At 56.0% G+C, this 17,415-nt stretch carries 13 protein-coding genes and 1 riboswitch; of the genes, 3 read left to right on the top strand and 10 right to left on the bottom strand.

Annotation, left to right across the window (positions count from 1 at the left end):
• Window positions 1-18: 18 nt before the first annotated feature.
• Window positions 19-1,914, top strand: coding sequence for a penicillin acylase family protein (locus ACR0MJ_RS14705; RefSeq protein WP_480761493.1), 1,896 nt, complete (start codon window positions 19-21; stop codon window positions 1,912-1,914).
• Window positions 1,915-2,106: 192 nt separating this feature from the next.
• Here ACR0MJ_RS14705 and ACR0MJ_RS14700 read toward each other — a convergent pair whose 3' ends face one another.
• Window positions 2,107-4,449: a heavy metal translocating P-type ATPase gene (locus ACR0MJ_RS14700; RefSeq protein WP_480761492.1), complete on the bottom strand. Its 2,343-nt coding sequence runs from the start codon at window positions 4,447-4,449 to the stop codon at window positions 2,107-2,109.
• Between the two features lie 186 nt (window positions 4,450-4,635).
• Here ACR0MJ_RS14700 and ACR0MJ_RS14695 point away from each other — a divergent pair, with 186 nt between their 5' ends.
• Window positions 4,636-4,908: a hypothetical protein gene (locus ACR0MJ_RS14695; RefSeq protein ID WP_170392939.1), complete on the top strand. Its 273-nt coding sequence runs from the start codon at window positions 4,636-4,638 to the stop codon at window positions 4,906-4,908.
• A gap of 41 nt (window positions 4,909-4,949) precedes the next feature.
• Here ACR0MJ_RS14695 and ACR0MJ_RS14690 read toward each other — a convergent pair whose 3' ends face one another.
• The gene (locus tag ACR0MJ_RS14690) at window positions 4,950-5,612 is read right to left on the bottom strand and encodes a L,D-transpeptidase (RefSeq protein WP_170402530.1); all 663 of its coding nucleotides are present in this window, start codon (window positions 5,610-5,612) and stop codon (window positions 4,950-4,952) included.
• A 215-nt stretch (window positions 5,613-5,827) separates the two neighbouring features.
• A riboswitch (cobalamin riboswitch) is annotated at window positions 5,828-6,040 on the top strand.
• Window positions 6,041-6,116: 76 nt separating this feature from the next.
• On the opposite strand from ACR0MJ_RS14690, the gene ACR0MJ_RS14685 reads away from it, so the two are divergent.
• Window positions 6,117-6,800, top strand: coding sequence for an energy-coupling factor ABC transporter permease (locus ACR0MJ_RS14685; protein WP_170392744.1), 684 nt, complete (start codon window positions 6,117-6,119; stop codon window positions 6,798-6,800).
• Window positions 6,801-6,905: 105 nt separating this feature from the next.
• On the opposite strand, the gene ACR0MJ_RS14680 is transcribed toward ACR0MJ_RS14685, so the two are convergent.
• The 8 genes from ACR0MJ_RS14680 to ACR0MJ_RS14645 all read right to left on the bottom strand — a co-directional run bounded on the left by ACR0MJ_RS14680 (window position 6,906) and on the right by ACR0MJ_RS14645 (window position 17,310).
• Window positions 6,906-7,529, bottom strand: coding sequence for a transglutaminase-like cysteine peptidase (locus ACR0MJ_RS14680; protein WP_255611833.1), 624 nt, complete (start codon window positions 7,527-7,529; stop codon window positions 6,906-6,908).
• A gap of 504 nt (window positions 7,530-8,033) precedes the next feature.
• Window positions 8,034-9,455, bottom strand: a complete 1,422-nt coding sequence (locus ACR0MJ_RS14675) for an AMP-binding protein (RefSeq protein WP_480761491.1) — start codon at window positions 9,453-9,455, stop codon at window positions 8,034-8,036.
• Window positions 9,448-10,293 (bottom strand): hypothetical protein, encoded by an 846-nt coding sequence (locus ACR0MJ_RS14670; protein ID WP_480761490.1) that lies wholly within the window; start codon window positions 10,291-10,293, stop codon window positions 9,448-9,450. Before ACR0MJ_RS14670 ends, ACR0MJ_RS14675 begins: the two co-directional genes overlap by 8 nt.
• Window positions 10,290-11,621 (bottom strand): hypothetical protein, encoded by a 1,332-nt coding sequence (locus ACR0MJ_RS14665; RefSeq protein ID WP_480761489.1) that lies wholly within the window; start codon window positions 11,619-11,621, stop codon window positions 10,290-10,292. The genes ACR0MJ_RS14670 and ACR0MJ_RS14665 overlap by 4 nt, the downstream gene beginning before the upstream one ends.
• A complete protein-coding gene (locus ACR0MJ_RS14660) occupies window positions 11,618-12,718 on the bottom strand; it encodes a BtaA family protein (protein WP_480761488.1) in 1,101 nt (366 codons plus the stop codon). Before ACR0MJ_RS14660 ends, ACR0MJ_RS14665 begins: the two co-directional genes overlap by 4 nt.
• Window positions 12,711-15,167: a PEP/pyruvate-binding domain-containing protein gene (locus ACR0MJ_RS14655; protein WP_480761485.1), complete on the bottom strand. Its 2,457-nt coding sequence runs from the start codon at window positions 15,165-15,167 to the stop codon at window positions 12,711-12,713. Before ACR0MJ_RS14655 ends, ACR0MJ_RS14660 begins: the two co-directional genes overlap by 8 nt.
• Complete coding sequence (locus ACR0MJ_RS14650) at window positions 15,164-16,075, bottom strand: UbiA family prenyltransferase (protein WP_480761484.1); 912 nt, start codon at window positions 16,073-16,075, stop codon at window positions 15,164-15,166. The genes ACR0MJ_RS14655 and ACR0MJ_RS14650 overlap by 4 nt, the downstream gene beginning before the upstream one ends.
• The gene (locus tag ACR0MJ_RS14645) at window positions 16,072-17,310 is read right to left on the bottom strand and encodes a hydroxymethylglutaryl-CoA reductase (protein ID WP_480761483.1); all 1,239 of its coding nucleotides are present in this window, start codon (window positions 17,308-17,310) and stop codon (window positions 16,072-16,074) included. The genes ACR0MJ_RS14650 and ACR0MJ_RS14645 overlap by 4 nt, the downstream gene beginning before the upstream one ends.
• Between the last annotated feature and the right edge of the window lie 105 nt (window positions 17,311-17,415).

Below are 17,415 nucleotides of genomic sequence, written 5' to 3'. Positions count from 1 at the left end.
TCCGATTGGTGGTTGAAATTGAAAGCGCTGCTCAGGATCGTGCTTGGGTTGGTTCTGGCAGCCCTGTTCATCACTACTGTCTGTTTAAGCACGGCTACATATCTCATGCTGGCTTCTCTTCCGGACTATGAGGAAGATTTTAGGTTAGAGGGTTTGAAAGATTCTGTGGACGTCCTGAGGGACTCTATGGCGATCCCACATATCTCGGCTTCATCCCCGTCCGATGCCTATTTCGCACTTGGTTTCGTTCATGCGCAGGATAGATTGGGTCAGATGTTAAGGGAACGACGGTCCGCTTCGGGTAAAGTACCAGTTCCGCGATATCGCGATATAGATCCAGTTTTGTCTGAAATGCTGATTGCCTATGCAGCCGGTGTCAATGCCTGGGTCGGGGAGGTGTCAAAAGGCCGGCGTGGCCGGGGGGCACCAGAACTGTTGTTGTACGATGAAAAGACAATCATGGCCTGGCGGCCAGAGGATAGTCTCAGAATAACTCAACAGTTCTTAGGCAATCTGCGGCAGGCCGAGAGTGGCGGCGCGTCAATTCCAGGCGACAGACCGAAAACACCCGGATTGCTCAAGAGCACGCCAAAAGCTCGGCTGGGTGCCTGGGCATTGACAAGTGAACGAACGGTTTCCAATTCCCCAATTCTCGCGATCGAGACTAGCGGGCCGCTTTCGCTCCCATCAACCTTGTACATGGCTGATCTTCAATTTCCCTCGGGGGCAGTAGCAGGGGCGACTTTGCCCGGCGTTCCGTTCGTTGTTCTGGGTCGTTCAAATGACGTTGCTTGGGCCTTGGACTCAAATGCCGGGCAACCTGAATTGCAAAACGGCACATCCGAACGGGTAGATAGCGATATCTTTTTGAGAACTCTTTACCGACTTACACAGGTAGTCACCGCAAAAGACGCCGTGAAGTTGATCTCTGAAATGCCTCTGTTCGGGTTGGAGACCGTCGTTATTGACAAAGAAGACGTCATGACCTGGCCGGGCATCTCCGATGAAGATGCAATCCTGCTTCGGCAGCAACGGCTCACGGAACTTGATGCGCGCCAACGCGTTTTTTCAGTTGATGGTGTTATGGGGGTACAACAAGATACCGTTAGTTCGGCAGCGCGTAGCTTGTTGCCTCTGATGGCGGCGGACTTGTGGCGTTCTGCACCCATGATCCCCGCAGCCGACGACCCGCTCGATGGAATCCGACAGGATGCCTTGAACCGCTTGGCTGAATGGAACGGTGAAATGGATCGTTTTTCACCGGAGCCATTAATATTCTGGGCATGGGCGCGTGCTTTGCAACGCCGATTTCTACAGGATGAATTTCCTGCGGCGCGTGATTTGTGGACAAATCCGAATCCATATTTTCTTGCCGCGGTTCTTTCAAATAGAGACGAGGCCGCGATGTGGTGTGACAATCGCACCTCAACTCGTGTCGAAACCTGCGACGAGTGGATCGTTCTCGCACTCGACGATGCGCTCGTCTGGATAACCGAGCGCTACGGTCCCGACCTTTCTTCGTGGAGCTGGGGAGCTGAACACATTGTGAATCTGGATTGGTCTGCGGTTAGCCCAGCCGGATTCCTCGATGGGTTGTTATCTGTGCGGGAACCGAAGTCCGGAGGACCTTATTCATTGCTCTCGTCTCAATTCGGGATGTCTGACGAAAAACCGTTTGCAACAAATATCGGCACGAATTTTCAGGCCGTCATGTCTGTTTCAGAAGACAAAGGCTTCTTTTTCCTGTCACCATCCGGGCAGTCGGGACACCCGCTTTCGCGGTTCTACAAGAACTTGTTTTCTTCATGGATGCGCGGTGATTATAGGATGATGACAATGGATCTGGCAGTAGCAGAGGGTGGGGCAGTGGGGCGATCCAAACTAACCCCCCACATTCAGGATGAAGTTGACTGATTAAAGTGCGGCGCCGGGAAACCTGATCAGTGTCAATGTCCCTCATCTTCAGGATGAAATGCCACACAAAGCCCAGGACTGATTGATATATCGGGCACCACGCCACAGTGATAAGTTGCGAAAATCGGCTGTGGGATGCAGATCTCATCGGACATCCCACAGCACACGCGAGCTCAGGTTCCGCGCGCCTGATTACTGCCCATGCGCCAATTCAGCATTTTCACCTGGCGTTCCAACGGTTTCTGTTCCTGTTGAGTGTATGTTACCCTCCGAGGCTTTCAGAAGCCGCAAGGCGTTAGCCACGACCAGCAAGGACACTCCGACATCTGCGGCGATTGCACCCCACATGGAGGCCAATCCAAAACCGGTAAGGGTCACAAACAGTGCTTTGGTCGCAAGTGAGAAGCCAATGTTCTGACGGATGATCGACATGGTTCGACGTGAATGATCGATCAGCCAGGGTAATTTGCCGATGTCATCAGTCATCAGAGCAATGTCTGCGGTCTCAATTGCCGCATCAGACCCAACTGCACCCATCGCAACTGCATAATGTGCCCGAGCCATCGCAGGTGCGTCGTTGACGCCATCGCCGATCATTGCAACCATCTCGTGCTGTTCTGCCAGTTCCTCAATCGCAGCGACTTTGTCCTCCGGCAGAAGTTGGGCCCGGACTTCGTCGATGCCGACTTCGGCTGCTACCGCTCTCGCTGTTTGTTCGTTGTCACCAGTCAGCATGATGATTGACTTCACGCCCTGCGCATGAAGCCGGGCTACGATGCTTCGGGCTTCGGGTCGAATGCGGTCCCGCAGCTCAAGCAAACCGGTTAACCCGTTCTCATCCCCGACAACAACAAGTGTGCTTCCCGCGCTCTCGATTTGGTTGCGCAACTCGGCAGGGATGGACGCGTCAAAGCCTTTCTCTATAGCGAAGCGGTCAGAGCCAAGCCAGATATCTCCACGCTCGGTACGGCCTTCCAGACCACGACCGGGAACGGTTCGGATGTCTTCAGCCGCCGATATCGAAATGTCGGTCTGTTCTGCCCGGGTCAAAATGGCGCGGGCCAGCGGGTGTGAAGACCGAACCTCGAGGCTGGCAGCGCTCGCCAACAGCTCTTGCTCGGATGCGGCGCCCAGCGGATAGACATTGGCCACTTCAGGCTCACCCATGGTGATCGTGCCTGTCTTGTCCATGGCCAGTGCGGTGGTACGCCCGGGGGCCTCGATATATGCGCCGCCCTTAATCAGAACCCCAGCCCGGGCCGAAGCGGTCAAAGCCGCAACGATTGAAACCGGTGTGGAAATTACGAGCGCACAGGGGCAGGCGATAACCAGCAGAACAAGTGCATTGTAAAACCAGAAGCCCCACGATGCGCCAAATACAAGCGGTGGGATCAGGGCGATGGCCACTGCGACGACCATAACGATGGGCGTATAAATCCGCGCAAATTTTGTAACCCACTGCTCAACCGGCGCGCGGCGAGCATGAGCATCACCGACCATCCGGATGATCTTGGCAAGCACGGTGTCTGACGCTGTTTTCGTCGCACGTATTTTGAGGGTGCCCTCACCATTAATTGTGCCGGCATAGACCTCATCACCCAGCTCTTTGGGAATCAGCGCGCTTTCACCCGTGATTGGAGCCTGGTCAACGGCACCGGCCCCTTCGATGACTTCCCCGTCAAGTGGAATGCGATCCCCACCCCGAACGATGAAGCTGTCACCGACAAAGACATCCGCCGCCGGGACCGTTGCCTCAGAACCGTCAGCACGAACCAGCCGAACCGTCGGGGGGGCCAGATCAAGCAGCGCGGACACCGCGTTCCGAGCACGTCCGACACTCCAGCTTTCCAGATAAAGAGAAAGCGAAAAGAAAAATGCTACAGTTGCCGCTTCAAAAAACTCACCCAGTCCGATGGCACCAGCGACGGCAACAACCATCAGAAGGTTCATATCCGGCGAAAGGCGACGCGCCGAAGACCAGGCCTTGGGGGCCACCAGCCAGACGCCAAACAGTATCGCAACCGCGAATAAAACTGCCTCGGGCAAAGGCATCGGAACCTCACCATGTCCCGAAAACAGCCCGAGCGCACCGCCCATGCCGGTTTCAAAAATGTGCCAGACAAAACCCGCTGCCCAAAACCCTCCGCTTAGAGTGGTGAACCGCCGCTGACGTGCAATATGCGCCGCCTGGTCCTGGGCGGCATTTCCGTCATCCCATGGTTTGGCGGTCATACCAGTACTGGCAACCAGCAGCATGACATCTTCGTCAGATAACTTGGCAGCACTTTCAAGAAGTGTCATCCGACCGTTGATCACATCAAATGCAAGATGCTCTTCGCCACCTGCTTTCGGGCCGACGACACGGTTCAGGATCGCCACCTCTTCGGCGCAATCAAGGCCAGAGACCTGAAAGCTTCTACCACCTTCAGGAATTGGACCGGCGGGGGCGATGTCGCCACACCCGCCGCTACCGCATGCGTGGTGACCATGTTTGTTTTCGTGGCCATGGTCGTGGCTATGGGTATCGGATGACATGATTGGACCTCAAGAATCTCTATGGTCCTTTGTAAATAGTTCCTACAGTAACTAGAGCTTCAATACCTTTTGTATTTTTTTCATCCGGGTTCTTTGCCTGCGATATTGTTAGTTCATTTCGTCTTGCGGGCCGGCCGTGTGGATGCAATCTAATTGCAGGTGACGCAAAAAATTTGGAACAGATCAATGCAGAAACGGATCGCAATTACCATCACGTTAGTCTCGATTACGGCTGGTTGCTCAGCCCAGTTCACCGGGGCCAAAAGCAAAGCACTTGAACCAGGCAACGTGCCAGATTCGGTCGTAGCGCTGGCAGGGCCGGCGCAGGATTTGACCACAGCGCGCCTCCTGCCCGAAGACAATTGCTTTTGGTATGAGCACAGCGGACCCGTCGAGACGACATTGGTACCATTGCGCGCGACGAATGGCGCTCCGATCTGCATTGCGCGCGACGCCTGATCGAAATGAGGGCAGCGACGTCCATGTACGCTGCCCAATATTCATGAGCGGGCTGTGACGCTATCTTCGGCAGAGTATAGGAAAGCGGTCGAGCCGGTTTTCACGTTTGGGTAGAGGTCATTGATATGGGCCATGATCATTCTCACACATCCGGAACTTGCGCGACCGCCGATGCTTCTTGGCTCAGGCGTGCCGTGAATTCTGAGATATGTGTCTCGGTCTCCAACGTATAGATAAAGGGCACGAGAGCCGAGAGCATTATTCGGCCCGGGCTCCATGCCATTCCGGAATTCCGCGTATTCGGGGTTGCGCTCGATCATTGAAGCGGTTGGTGTCCAGTGTGGCCATTCGACCTTTCGGCGGATAACATAGGTGCCGGGCTCGTAAAGGTTCCCGCGCGCGATCGCTACGCCATAGCGCATTGCGGTCCCGCCTTCTTCGATATGGTAGAGATAGCGCGCGACGGCATCCACATGGATGTCACCTGGAACCAAACCATCATTTGCCGCGACGCGTCTTGGTAAAAAACGGTCATGAACACCCCACGGATTTGAGGTCATTGGATCGTAACCAATTGGCGTGACCTGACTGTCCCAATAGGTCTTCTGCGATGCGGTTGGCCAAGTTTTGGCGATCAATGGACTGGCCGCAGACGCCGAGAACAGCGCTGTGGTGGATTGAATGAAATGGCGCCTTGTAAGCATAGGTCTCGTCCTGGTTCACAAGTTTAACGTATTTGGATCGCACTATCGCGAATTAATTCGAATCTTAAAGCCTCTAGCAGCTAGAGCTTCAAGAGGTTTCAGGTAACGCTTGGATTACCCAGTTGATCACGTGACCAGTTGCGTGAATCCTGCTTCGGTCGAGTTTACATTGGAATAGGTCGCAAAGACAATTGACACAGGCGAAGCCGCCATTGTAGCGGTGATTTGTTTTCGGTTCCTGATGGCGGAAGCCAAAAGGATTAAAAGGGAATACGGTTCGGTGTTTTCAATGGCGCCAATTCCGTAACTGCCCCCGCAACTGTGAGCGGAGAGCGATGCCAAGACACCACTGGTTCGTAATGGAACCGGGAAGGTTGGCGGAGCGAGCACCCGCGAGTCAGGAGACCTGCCGTAAAGCGCCGGGCTATGCCCAGACTGAACCTGTCGGCCTTACGGTCGATTCAACCTGACAAGCCGCCGGGTGAGGCGGTAGGGAGAAAGAACATGCATATCGAACCGGGCATCGTGAATGGTGCCAAAATCGCGCTTTCCTATGTTACCGCCGCAGGTGCGGCTACTTACGCAGCGAAAGAAACGTTTTCCACATTGCGTGCGAATGGACCTGCATCTTTCGTTATGCGCTCGGTGCTCGCCACCGTTGGGGTTTTCCTTTTCTTCGAAGTCCTGCCGCATTTCCCGGTTGGTGTCTCTGAAGTCCACTTCATCCTGGGGTCGACGTTGTTTCTGCTTCTCGGTGCTGCACCCGCGGCTTTTGGATTGGCAGCTGGTCTCCTGATTCAGGGTGTGTTTTTTGCCCCGTTCGATCTTCCGCAGTACTTCATCAACCTGACCACTCTGCTGGTGCCGCTATTTGCGCTACAAGCACTGGCCAGCCGCATCATCGCACCCGGCACAGCATATGTTGATCTCAAATATGGCCAAGCTCTTGCGCTGAGTGCGACGTATCAGGGAGGAGTAGTCGCATGGGTTGGGTTCTGGGCCTTCTACGGCCAGGGTTTCGGCGCAGAAACCATGGCGTCGGTTCTATCCTTTGGCGGTGCTTATATGCTGGTAATCGTCATTGAGCCGATTGCTGATCTGGCAGTGCTTGCGGCAGCCAAGGCGATGCGCGGTTTGAATAGTACAGGTCTGGTGACTCCGCGTTTGTACAACGCTGCGAAAGCTTGACCAAAGTTTGAAGCGGTGTCCCAAACTTGGGTTGCCGCGAAACAACCAGTAGCCGCAGGACCAAAATTTTATTGTGGCGCGTCTCGAAGGCGCGCCACATTGTTTTTAGCCGCTAGAAACCTGTACCCAACGATCAGGGTGATTTGGGTCCTGTATTCGTAGGAAAAGATACCTCGTTTCCTTCCACGATTTGATCCTGTTGGTGACATTGTCCAGAATCAAATCGCCTTCACTCGAGCGATAAACTAAAACTGCATGGCCACTGCGATTGGTGTCTAAGACAGTTGCAATAAGTAGCTTCGTAGGATCCAAGCCGTTCTGCATTAGTTCAAACTTCTTTTGCAAAGCGAAATCTTCGCAATCCCCCGACCCCTGCATTGGTAGTGTCCAGTATTCCTTTGTCCCGTATTGGTTTTGATCCGAAACGGCGCGGATCCTCCGATTGACGCGCAAGTTAATCGCTTTAACGATCTGTTTCTCCTGCGCTTCTGGCAGACCAGAGGTACGAGTATTCGCGCACGCCCACGAATAATCTTTGCAGAGTGATTTGGCGCCCGATGGCGCCTGAACCTCTCTATCTAGTTTGATCCAGGGAAGCTCAGAAGCTTGCAATGAAGCGGCGGAGACAAGGTAGCTGCATATGATACAGGCCAACGATAGATAAACTGGTAACCGTTCCGAGAGTTTTTTCTGAGCGGAAGTAGGTTTTGTCATATCTGCTTTCCCCATGCTCGTTTCTCCTGGGTATCTGAAGCTACCGAACCAAGAGAACTCTATTTCAATCTTTTATGTTCATCGACGCATTACAACAGCTTATTCAATTTAAAATGCAGAGCAGCAAAGTTCGCGAGCGCGCAGTTTTTAGTCGTGATTGTGTGGGTGAGCTTAATTGAGATTCTTGCAGCGGCATAGAAGAAAACCCGCTAGTAGATCTGGGTTATAAACGCTTGAGGTTTGGGACGGATTTGGATGACGCGTCAAGCTGAACATCTTTGTGCAATGAAATGGGTATCAACCGTTCGCCGGGGCGCACCCTAACAGTGTATCTGCGATTATATGTTTCATGCGGCCAGATGTAACTGGCAATTGCAGATTTCCCCTGAACAAGGTGTGCAGGTTTTGATTGGAAATTCTAAAACAATGACTTCGTCGCTACACTCAGTCCTCTGTTAACGTGCATAGCGACGGGAGCGATGAGTTGGGCAGGTTCAGTGGCCTACGAGACATATTGCGTCAGGTTTCTATGATGCGTGCAAGTTTCGTACGATCGACTTTGGAGGCATGACGCTTGTCCATAGGGATGTTCTTAATCGAAATCACATTTGGAACGCCAAAACCAAGCGCAGATTTAGTCCAATCGTCGATGTGATCCGCGGAACCTTGGACGCAAAGTGTGGGGCCTGCTTTGGTATTGACGAGCGCGCATCGATCTACACCTGGCCATCTCTGTGCCGCGACTTCGATAGCAAAGGGGAAGAGCGTACCTGAAAAGACTTCAATTTCGGACCCGACGCGCCCCCATAACCATAAACGCCCGTCATCATCCAGCGCGCCAGCGTCACCGGTCCGGTGCCAAATGACACCACCTTCTTCGATTTTATTGTTCTTCGAGTGGGTCGGGTCCAAATACCCGTCATTCACATGTGCGCCGGCGACCTGAATTTCATTGTCGCGGATGCGGAGCGTGATTTCGGGCACCGGGTATCCCACAAGTAGACCCCTTCCAACAGCCATGTCGTGGTGATCCTTCACCGTGATATCCGCGGCGTCAAGATGGGCAATCGGTTCAGCCTCGGTCGACCCATAAACGCACACAACCGACAGGCTGTGCCGGGTTCTCAACGCCTCGACAAGACTCGGAAACACCGGACCGCCGCCGGTGAACACCGTGTGCAACGGACCGGTATCGTCGGATTGAACCAGTTTTTCACATAGCGATGGTGGGATGAGGGCCCGGGTGATCTGTTGCGTTTGAAGCCAGCTTTCCAACTGCACAGTCGACATGCGGTCCAGCTTGCTGAACCTCCAGTTGGGTAAAACACTTGTGCGCCCGGCCGCCAGATTGATCAGCGTGAACACCGGAAAGGCCACCAGATCGCGCTCGGCCATACGGCTGTCGAGCAGGTGTGCGATGGCATCGTGCTGCGCCATCAAAAACGCGTGCGAGCGCGGAATGGCTTTGGGCTGGCCGGTTGACCCAGAGGTAAAGGAAATAAGGGCGATATCGTCCGGTTGTACCTTTTGCGCCACCGGGTTACCGCGGCTTTTACCAGGCGTCAGCACGGGCAGGGTCCAGAGATCCGGAACCAGAAACTTCAGCAAAGAATACGCACCCGCTGCACAGAACGCTTTTGGCTTCGTTGTTCGGGCGGCGTGGCGCAGACCGGCCAGCCCCAAGGCTGGCTCTGGTAAGACAACGGTTGCGCCAAGGGTCCAAAGCGCAGCCAGACTCGCATATAGGTCCGCGTTGACAGGCATGGCCAACAACACGCGATCACCTGACTGGATACCCTTGTCCTGCCACCGACCTGCCAAGTGCTGAACGCGCGTGTGCAGGGTTTGAAAGGTGATCTCGCGGCCCTTGCTGTCCACTATGGCTGTCCGGTCAGGAACCCGTTTAACCGCCGCGGCGAATTGGGACAGCAGGTCAGCCATTCAGCTTCCGTCCAAGCAAAGTATAGCGCCGGAATATTGTCGCGCCTTCCGCTGCACTGCGCTCGGCGGAGGTGTTGTCATCATGGATCAGCGCATGAATGGCGGTTTCGTACCCCATCCTGAGCGCCGCCTTGTGAAACCGGTGAGCCAGATGCCGTCCGGCGCCCGGTTCGAGACTTGCATAGGTCTTGAGGATTACGGATGCCGGATTGGGGCCTTCGGCATAATTGGGAATGCCAAACAGAAACCCGGCCAATGTCCCGTCATGGCGGCGCGCAAAAAGGATCAGCTCGCGCTTCATCATCGGCACAACCGGCATATACATGGCCAGGAAATCTGCCTCGGATATCGGTTTGTAGAACGCGTTGCCGGAAAATGCGCGAGTTGACAGGTCGAAGACCTGACGAAACAGCGCCTCGGGGTCTGTTCCGTCCCACTCTTCCACCACGAACCCGTCGCTTTCCGGCGGTGCTGACCCGGTTGCGGCTTGCAGCGACACCCGAGCCGAGAAATAGCGGCTGATCTCGCTGAATCCTGCGGATCGGAACACCTCAAGCTCATGCGGTTTGTTGGTGGGCTCCATCAGGAACGGAGCGGACCCGTCGCTGACCGAGACGAACCGGTAACTGTGCCAGGTATCGCCTGACATCGGCCCGATGATGCGATCCAGGCCTGCGTCTTGCACCCTCTCGATCCCTTTGCGCAGGATTTCGGCACCGGCTTCGGACGTTTTGCAGGAAAAATCGCCGAAGGTCGCGGCGCGCGCGCCTTCCCAGTTCGGACCGTTCAGATAAACGGTCAGCTTCGCATCCGCCGTTCTGATGATCTCTTTGGTCATGAAAAAACTCCGGCAAAGAACCCAGCACTTAGCGATCCAGCAACGATCCAAACGTAGTAAAGCAACGGCGGCGCGAGGGCCAACAGCGTCAGCCTGAGCACCCGATCTTTTTCGAACCAATGTGGTCGGAGCAACGGCGCAGCGACTGAACAAGCTAATGAAAACAGGGCCAGTACCGTCAGCGGCTCGGCCCAGTTCGACTGTTCAGAATTCAGGGAAACAGCCCATGTCCGAATAAGAAACAGGACAGCCGCAGCAAGTGGTATCACAATAGGAATGGGACGCAGCGCCACAGCAGCGAGGCCCATAGCCAGCCCCATCGCGCTGAGCCCAAAGAAGGAAACCGCATCCCATCCCGTTGCATTTCCAGCCGCAAGCCAACCGAACCCCAAAAGCCCCAAGGCGGCTATGATATCCAGATCGGGGTACTTACTGTCACAAGGAGAAGCGGTACGCGCCCAGCCATGTGCGGCAAGAACCATGATCGGCAGTACTGTGTTCTGCAGCTTTGCGGCGGCCAGCAGCAAAAAAACCGCGACAACATAGACACGGGTCGCATGTTTGCTCAGGCCCAGTTTGGTTCCCACTACGCCGAAACTGGCAAGGGCGGCAAAGAACATGGCGGCCAACAGGGCGAGCTCTGCCAAAGAGCTGAAATAGTGGCCGTTTAGGAAAATCAACAAGCCAAGCGGCAGGAACAGGTTGTCAAACCCGCGCCAGCTTTGTGCCTCGACCAATGTGCCAAAAGCCGCAACCATAAGGCACAACATCATGATGTTAGATGGCGGGAGTTTCGATAAGAACAAGAAGCAGATGATCGCAACCAATAGTGTTACGACAAAAAATACCACTGATCCTTCTAAGCTCTTGTCGCCATCTTCTACCACGTAGCGTTTGGTTCCATACGTGGTCCCGGCAAGCGCAGCGGCTGCATCCGCGAGTGTCAGAACGGCGATTGGCAGTATGTAGAACAGCGTGTTTTCCCCGGCTAGCAGAAAGCAAAGCCCAACTGACAGGGCGAGCAGAAAGTCGCCGTAGGACGTACGATCCACACCATGCAAAGTTGCACCCAGACCCGACGAAAAACGAGGCAGGCGTAGCACCAGCATCACCAGGATTGTGGCCGCAATCAGCATGTAAACCGGCCAGCGATCGGGAAACAACCAGGGCAGCAGCAACGTAAAGAGGCCGGTGCTGACATGCATAAGCTTGCGCTGCACTTCGGGTTTCAGGCCCGCTGTATTAGCCAGATTGCGTATAATCATCATTACGCCGACCAGAGCCAGCACCGACCCCGCCGCCAGCAGAATCTGCCCAATAACAGTCACGATTGAAACTCTTCGACGACGAAATCCGAATAGAAGAATGCCATGTCGCGGGCCTTCTGCTGTGTTTCGATGTCGGTCAGGGTTTCAACCTTGTTTCTGAATTCCGGCGGAACCCTCCGGGGTGCCATCATGTTCCAATAGACTAGTCGGGCATTTGGCTCCGCAGCGGTCAGGATCGACCCGTAAACCTGATGGAAGGTCTCGGGCGACATGTACTCGAAGATGTCGGACAGGTTGAATCCTCTGGCTTTTTCGTCGGTTGACACAAAAGCCTCAAGCGATCCAAGGCGGATGTCTAGACGATCCAACCGGGATCGGATTGTCTCATAATGCTCGGGACGCCACGCCATTGGCAGCGCGTCGCCATGATCGCCTTTGAGAATCCAGTGCAGATAGGGATTTTGCGAGGGATCGGTGGTGACTCCCGCATGACGGATGCGGCGGGCGACATGTTGGGCCGGGCTACCCTCTACATGGTCGAAAAACGCACTGTCCCGGCCCATGCGGCCCATGACGAGGCGAGAGAAGAAGATGTTCAGCAAAAGACGCCATCGCACCGTGTTGAACCGTGTGTCGAAGAACGACTGTCGCTCTGCGGGCGAGCGGGGTACAAACACTGCGTCAATCGTTCGGCGTGAATGCACAAGAGGCAGTAGCCAAGTTCGAAAGATGCGAAAATAGCGCTCGAACTTGCCGACGCCACCGATGCCGTGTTTTTCGACTCCCGTGATCAGAGTCCGCCAGAAAGCGCGCGTTTCGGCATCTGTGGCTTCCAAAACCTGGTTCAGCAATGCGCCCCGTCGGGTACTTCGCCGCGAGCCGGTGAGTTCAATGAATTCGGGATGGGTCAGCACCTTATAGGCCGCGATCCTGAGCTTAAGGCAGGCCAGCTGGGCCGGTGAAAGATCCAGAACGACAATGCGCGCGGGATCGAGTGTCAGCATTGCCAGCGCATTATCCCCGGCAGAGCAGATGGAGACCAATGTCTTGCCCGCACAATCGCCCAAGGCGGAGGTAAGAACATCCGCGTCTTCCCACAGTTGGGCATAGCGGATATGGTCGAAATCCGCCTTTTTCTCAATCTCACTGCTACCCATCGCAGCGTTCCACCGCACCGCTTGCCCCGTCGACCCGGATCATCTCACCATCTTCGATCCAGTTGGTGGCGCCTTTCAGGCCAACCACGCAGGGGATACCTAGTTCGCGTGCGACAATCGCAGAATGTGACAACAGAGATCCCCGTTCGACGACGATGGCGGATGCGTTCGAGAATACGGCGATCCAGCCCGGATCGGTGTGGCGCGCCACGAGTATATCTCCGGGGATTAAGGCCTCGGTGCGCGGGTCGCGGATCACGCGCGCGCGCGCCTTGATCCGACCTGCGGAACAGCCCGTGCCCTGCTTCATCCGTGCAGGGTCCACCTCGGCGTCTGCGCTCTCGGACCAGACCGGCGCGATGGCGGGGCCACGGATTTCGATGCGTTCCGGCGGGTCGGGGCGTCGGGACGAGGCTTCGTCTTCCAGTTTGCGCTGCGCAACGATGCCTTTCAGATCGGGTGACAGGCTATAACCTTCGACTGCTCCGAGAACTTCATGTGTTGTCAGGAAGAATACATCCTTTGGCGATGAAAGCAGGTCACGCGCAGCGAATTCGCGGCCGATGCCCAGAAACACGCGCCGCGCATAACCAAATATGCGCGTGCGTTCAAAGCGCAGGTTTTCTCGGTCGCGCACCCGCGCCTTGGTCCAGCCTAAAATCCAATTGGCGAAGTACCGTTTGAGTGGGTTTGACGGAAACAGAGCCTTCCAGTCCGGTTCATCGCCGTCCTGACGCCCGGCAGGTGGACGTTCAGCGCTGGCTGCAATGGCCAGCAACAGACTGTTCGGGTCATCGCGCAACGGAACGCTTTCCAGCTTGAGCTCTTCCGTACACCGGTCGCCGAACTTCTCAAGATACGCATCAACCTCGGCTTCGATTTGTCGGTGTCCTGACAAAACCGACAGATGTGCATTGGCCTTCAAAGGAGCGGCAAGCCCTGCCTGCCGAACCAACTCTCCCATCCGGGCGATGCGTTGCGCGGGTTCCGCCGAAACGATATCACCTTGCCCGATCATGAGGTCGTTGTGCAGGGTCAACCCGGCCTCGCCCAGCCATTTTTGCAGCAGGTTGCGCGAGCCGCCAAAGGCAATCATGCACAAGAAATCGTTGATCAGCGGGGCATCCCACCGATCCAGCAGAGTGCTTTCAATGCGCCGGTATTCCGCGGCCAGTTGGGTCGCGTTAGAGGCATCCACGTTCAGCCCCGTCTGTAATATGTCGTTCAGCCTGCGGTAAAAATCACGCCGGGTCTGCGGTAGGCGGATGGCCTGCCAGATCAGGCCGCCCGCAACCTTGGCCAGTTTCGCGTACTCCACGACCTTGCGCCAGCCGGTGGTGGGGGGTGGGGCAAGAGCATCCGTGACCTCACGCGGCATCGGTTCAGAAACGCCCATCATCGTTTCCATATAGTCGCGGTTCAGTGAAAACCCGGGCAACAGTGCCAGCGCGCGATACCAGTTGATCAGATTGTAATAGGCGCGCCCGTCCACCCGCCCCAGTAAATTGTCAAACACAGTGGGGTTCAGCGCGACCGTGTGCCGGGACACGCCCAGCAGCCTAACGAAAGCTCGATATACCTGAGAATACACGTGCAGGGCAAACGAATAAGTCAGCGGACTGACGATGCCCGGATAGCTTTCGACGATATTGGAATTGTCGAAAATGGTAAGCGTCTGATCTTCGAGCGGGGCAGGGCGCAGGGCCGTGGTGATCGGGCGGGCCTGCAGAATATGCAGCCCTTGCGCATCAATGGCCCATTCGATGTCCTGAGGAGAAACGAATAGCACCTCGGCCTTTCGGGCGAGGGCTGCGATGGATCGCGCCTCCGAGACGGTCAAATGTGCAGGGGCGTCAGGAGCGCTTTCCGGTACGCCATCTGCATCGATGACCCAGTCTTCTCCGTCCGCTTCCCCCGACACAAGCTGCTCTGCAAGCCCGTCAATCGCTGAGATCACGACCACATCGCGCCGGCCACTGACCGGATCGGCGGAAAAGGCGACACCGGCCGCTTTGGCATCGATCATGCGTTGCACGATGATTGCGGGGGCCTCGGCCTCGCCACCGGATTTGACCGCGCGGTAGGTTTCGACCGTTGATGAGAAACCGGATTGCCAAACCTGCTTGGCCGCCGCGATCACACTCTTGCCGGGAACATTCAGGACCGTTGCGAACTGTCCTGCATGGCTGTGGTCCACGCCATCTTCGGACTGGCCAGAACTGCGTACCGCGTAAGGCCCGGACCCGAGTGTTTCAAGCGCGGTGGACACAGCCAGTCGCAGGCCTTTTTGCGCGATCGGGCCCGATTGCCCCATACGAAACGCGTCATTTGTGATGACAAAGAATGCGGGCGGGGAAAACCCGTGCTGTGTCAGATGCGACAGGGCTGCCGCTTTGCCTCCAACCACAGAGATGTCATTGGCATCCATTTGGTCGACGATGAAAGTCATGCTACGGCTCCGATCAGGTAGGGTAGGAAACCAGCCGTGGCATAACAGAAAAATACCCACAGACCGGAAACAGTGTCCATCCTGTTCTGTGCTTTCTCAGTGGGTGTCTGACTGAAGTGGAATACAGCAACCCCGCAGGGAACCAGCGCTAGTGCGCCGATCAGGGCGCTTGGCCAACCAACTCCGGTGGCGTTTCCTGTGCCGGCGAGAAGCGCGTAGGATAACAGAACGCAGCCGATCCAGATAAGTCCTGCTAGGCGCGGACCCCATAGGGAGGAATAGGTGTCGACCCCTTCAATCTCGTTTTCGGGCGCCCACAATTTCCGCCCGATCTCAAGGACGCAGCCATTCACAAAGGACAACGCCAGGAACAGCCATAGTGAGGGTGCCGCGCCGCCTGCCGGCAGCCATTCGAGGCCAGTCAGCAATAGATCGATCAAGGGCATGATTGCCATATGGCTGAGCAGGTACAGAACCGGCCGGGCCTTCAGCCAGGCCGGGACACCGAATTCAATTGTCATCGCAGCGAGCCAGATCCAAACCGCGCCCAACAGCCACAAAACCGACGGGTGCCAGAACCGGGCAGCCGCAAGTGCAATTGGAATGGTCAGTAAGCCCAAGCTCAAAACTTCGCCTGGTGAGACCAATCCGCGTGGGATCGGCCTGTCGGGCCGGTAACGTCGGTCATCCTCGGCGTCCTTGAACTCGTCACAGACCCGCATCTGGAAGAACAGCGCCATGGCCAGCACAAAACCGGCGGCAAAGGCAGGCCACTCGGGCAAGGGGCGGTCTGCCAGACGGGCAGACACACAAATGCTGGCCGAGGAAAACACCAGTAGCAGGGGGACGGTTTTCTTAAGCGGAAAGCGCTCGGATTGGTAAATCCAAAATCGGTTCTGAAAGCTCATCTGTGGCGGGCCAGACTCTCATGGGCGCGGGTGAAATGACCGGCAGCAATCGCGGCGACAATGGAGATTTCGCCGCATAAGCACGTGGCCGCAGCAACTTCGGCTAAAGCCGTGCCACACCCGCTGCCCCGTAGACCGAGTATGTTCAGCGCTGCTGCCTGGCTTGGCAAACCGGTTCCGCCGCCGACCGAGCCGACAAGGATATTCGGAAGCGTGACCGAGCAGAATAGATCGCCGCCCCTAGGTTCCATACGCGTGACGCCCATTGCACTTTCGGCAACGCAGGCCGCGTCCTGTCCGGTTGCGATATAGAACGCAGCCAGCCCGTTGGCATAATGCGCCTGTGCGCCAAACTGGCCAGACAAATGTGCGCCCAGATTGGCGACACGGCCATAGTCCAGCATCGCCTCGACCGTCGTTCCCAGTGTCTTTTCGACAATCTCAGCCGGAAGCGTAACCGAGGCGCTGACTTTCCGCCCGCGCCCCGTCACCAACCCCAGCGCCGAGGCCTTCTTGTCGCCCGAGAAATTACCTTCGACATACCAGTTCTCAATCGCAACAGGACAGCTATCCGTGATTGCGTGGCAAAGGGCGTCGGTGGCGATGGTCACCATGTTCTGACCTGCAGCATCACCAGTGGTATAGCGGCAAATCAGGAAAACGACGTTGGTGTCAATGAATGGCTCCAGCGATACAAGCTTGCCATGACGGGTCGTCGCTTCGGCCGCAGATTTGAGCCTGTCAACATTGGTCACCACCCAATCCACAAATTGCCCCGCTCTTAGCAGGCTATCGAACACAAAGGCCGGGGTCCGCAGCACGCCTTCGTATAAAACAGCGGTACTGATACCGCCCGACCGAGTGGCGGCGTAGGCGCCCCGGGCATAAGATGCGACCAGCGCTGCCTCGGTTGTTGCGAGGGGGACATGAAAGTCGCCGTTGGCGTTCATTCCGTTCAGGCGTAAGGGGCCAATAACCCCGACTGGAAGCTTAACCGTCCCGATGAAATTCTCGATATTGGCGCCATAGGTTTCGGCATCTTCGATAGCCGCCAAATCTGCAATTTTTGCCTGATCCTTGTCGCTGGCCGTTGGTTTCAACTTTTCCCAGAATCGTGCGACCATCTCCTTGGTCGGCTTGCGAGATGGGCGTAAGGTTGAAAACTCAGCATCGCTTGGCGCCATCTGCTGAGGTATCTGGTCAGCATCAAATCGTGCTTTTATGCGTTGAAGCATTTCCCGGACATGAAACGGAATTACCAATAGCACGCTCCAATAGATTTTCTGTGCAACGCTGTTGCAACCAAAAACCGCTGCGAGGCAAGTTATCAGTCGTTTGAT

The sequence above is a fragment of the Ruegeria sp. C6 genome, assembly GCF_056537625.1.
The sequence above is the reverse complement of the archived record's forward strand: the minus strand, read 5'-3'. Positions and strand labels throughout refer to the sequence as shown.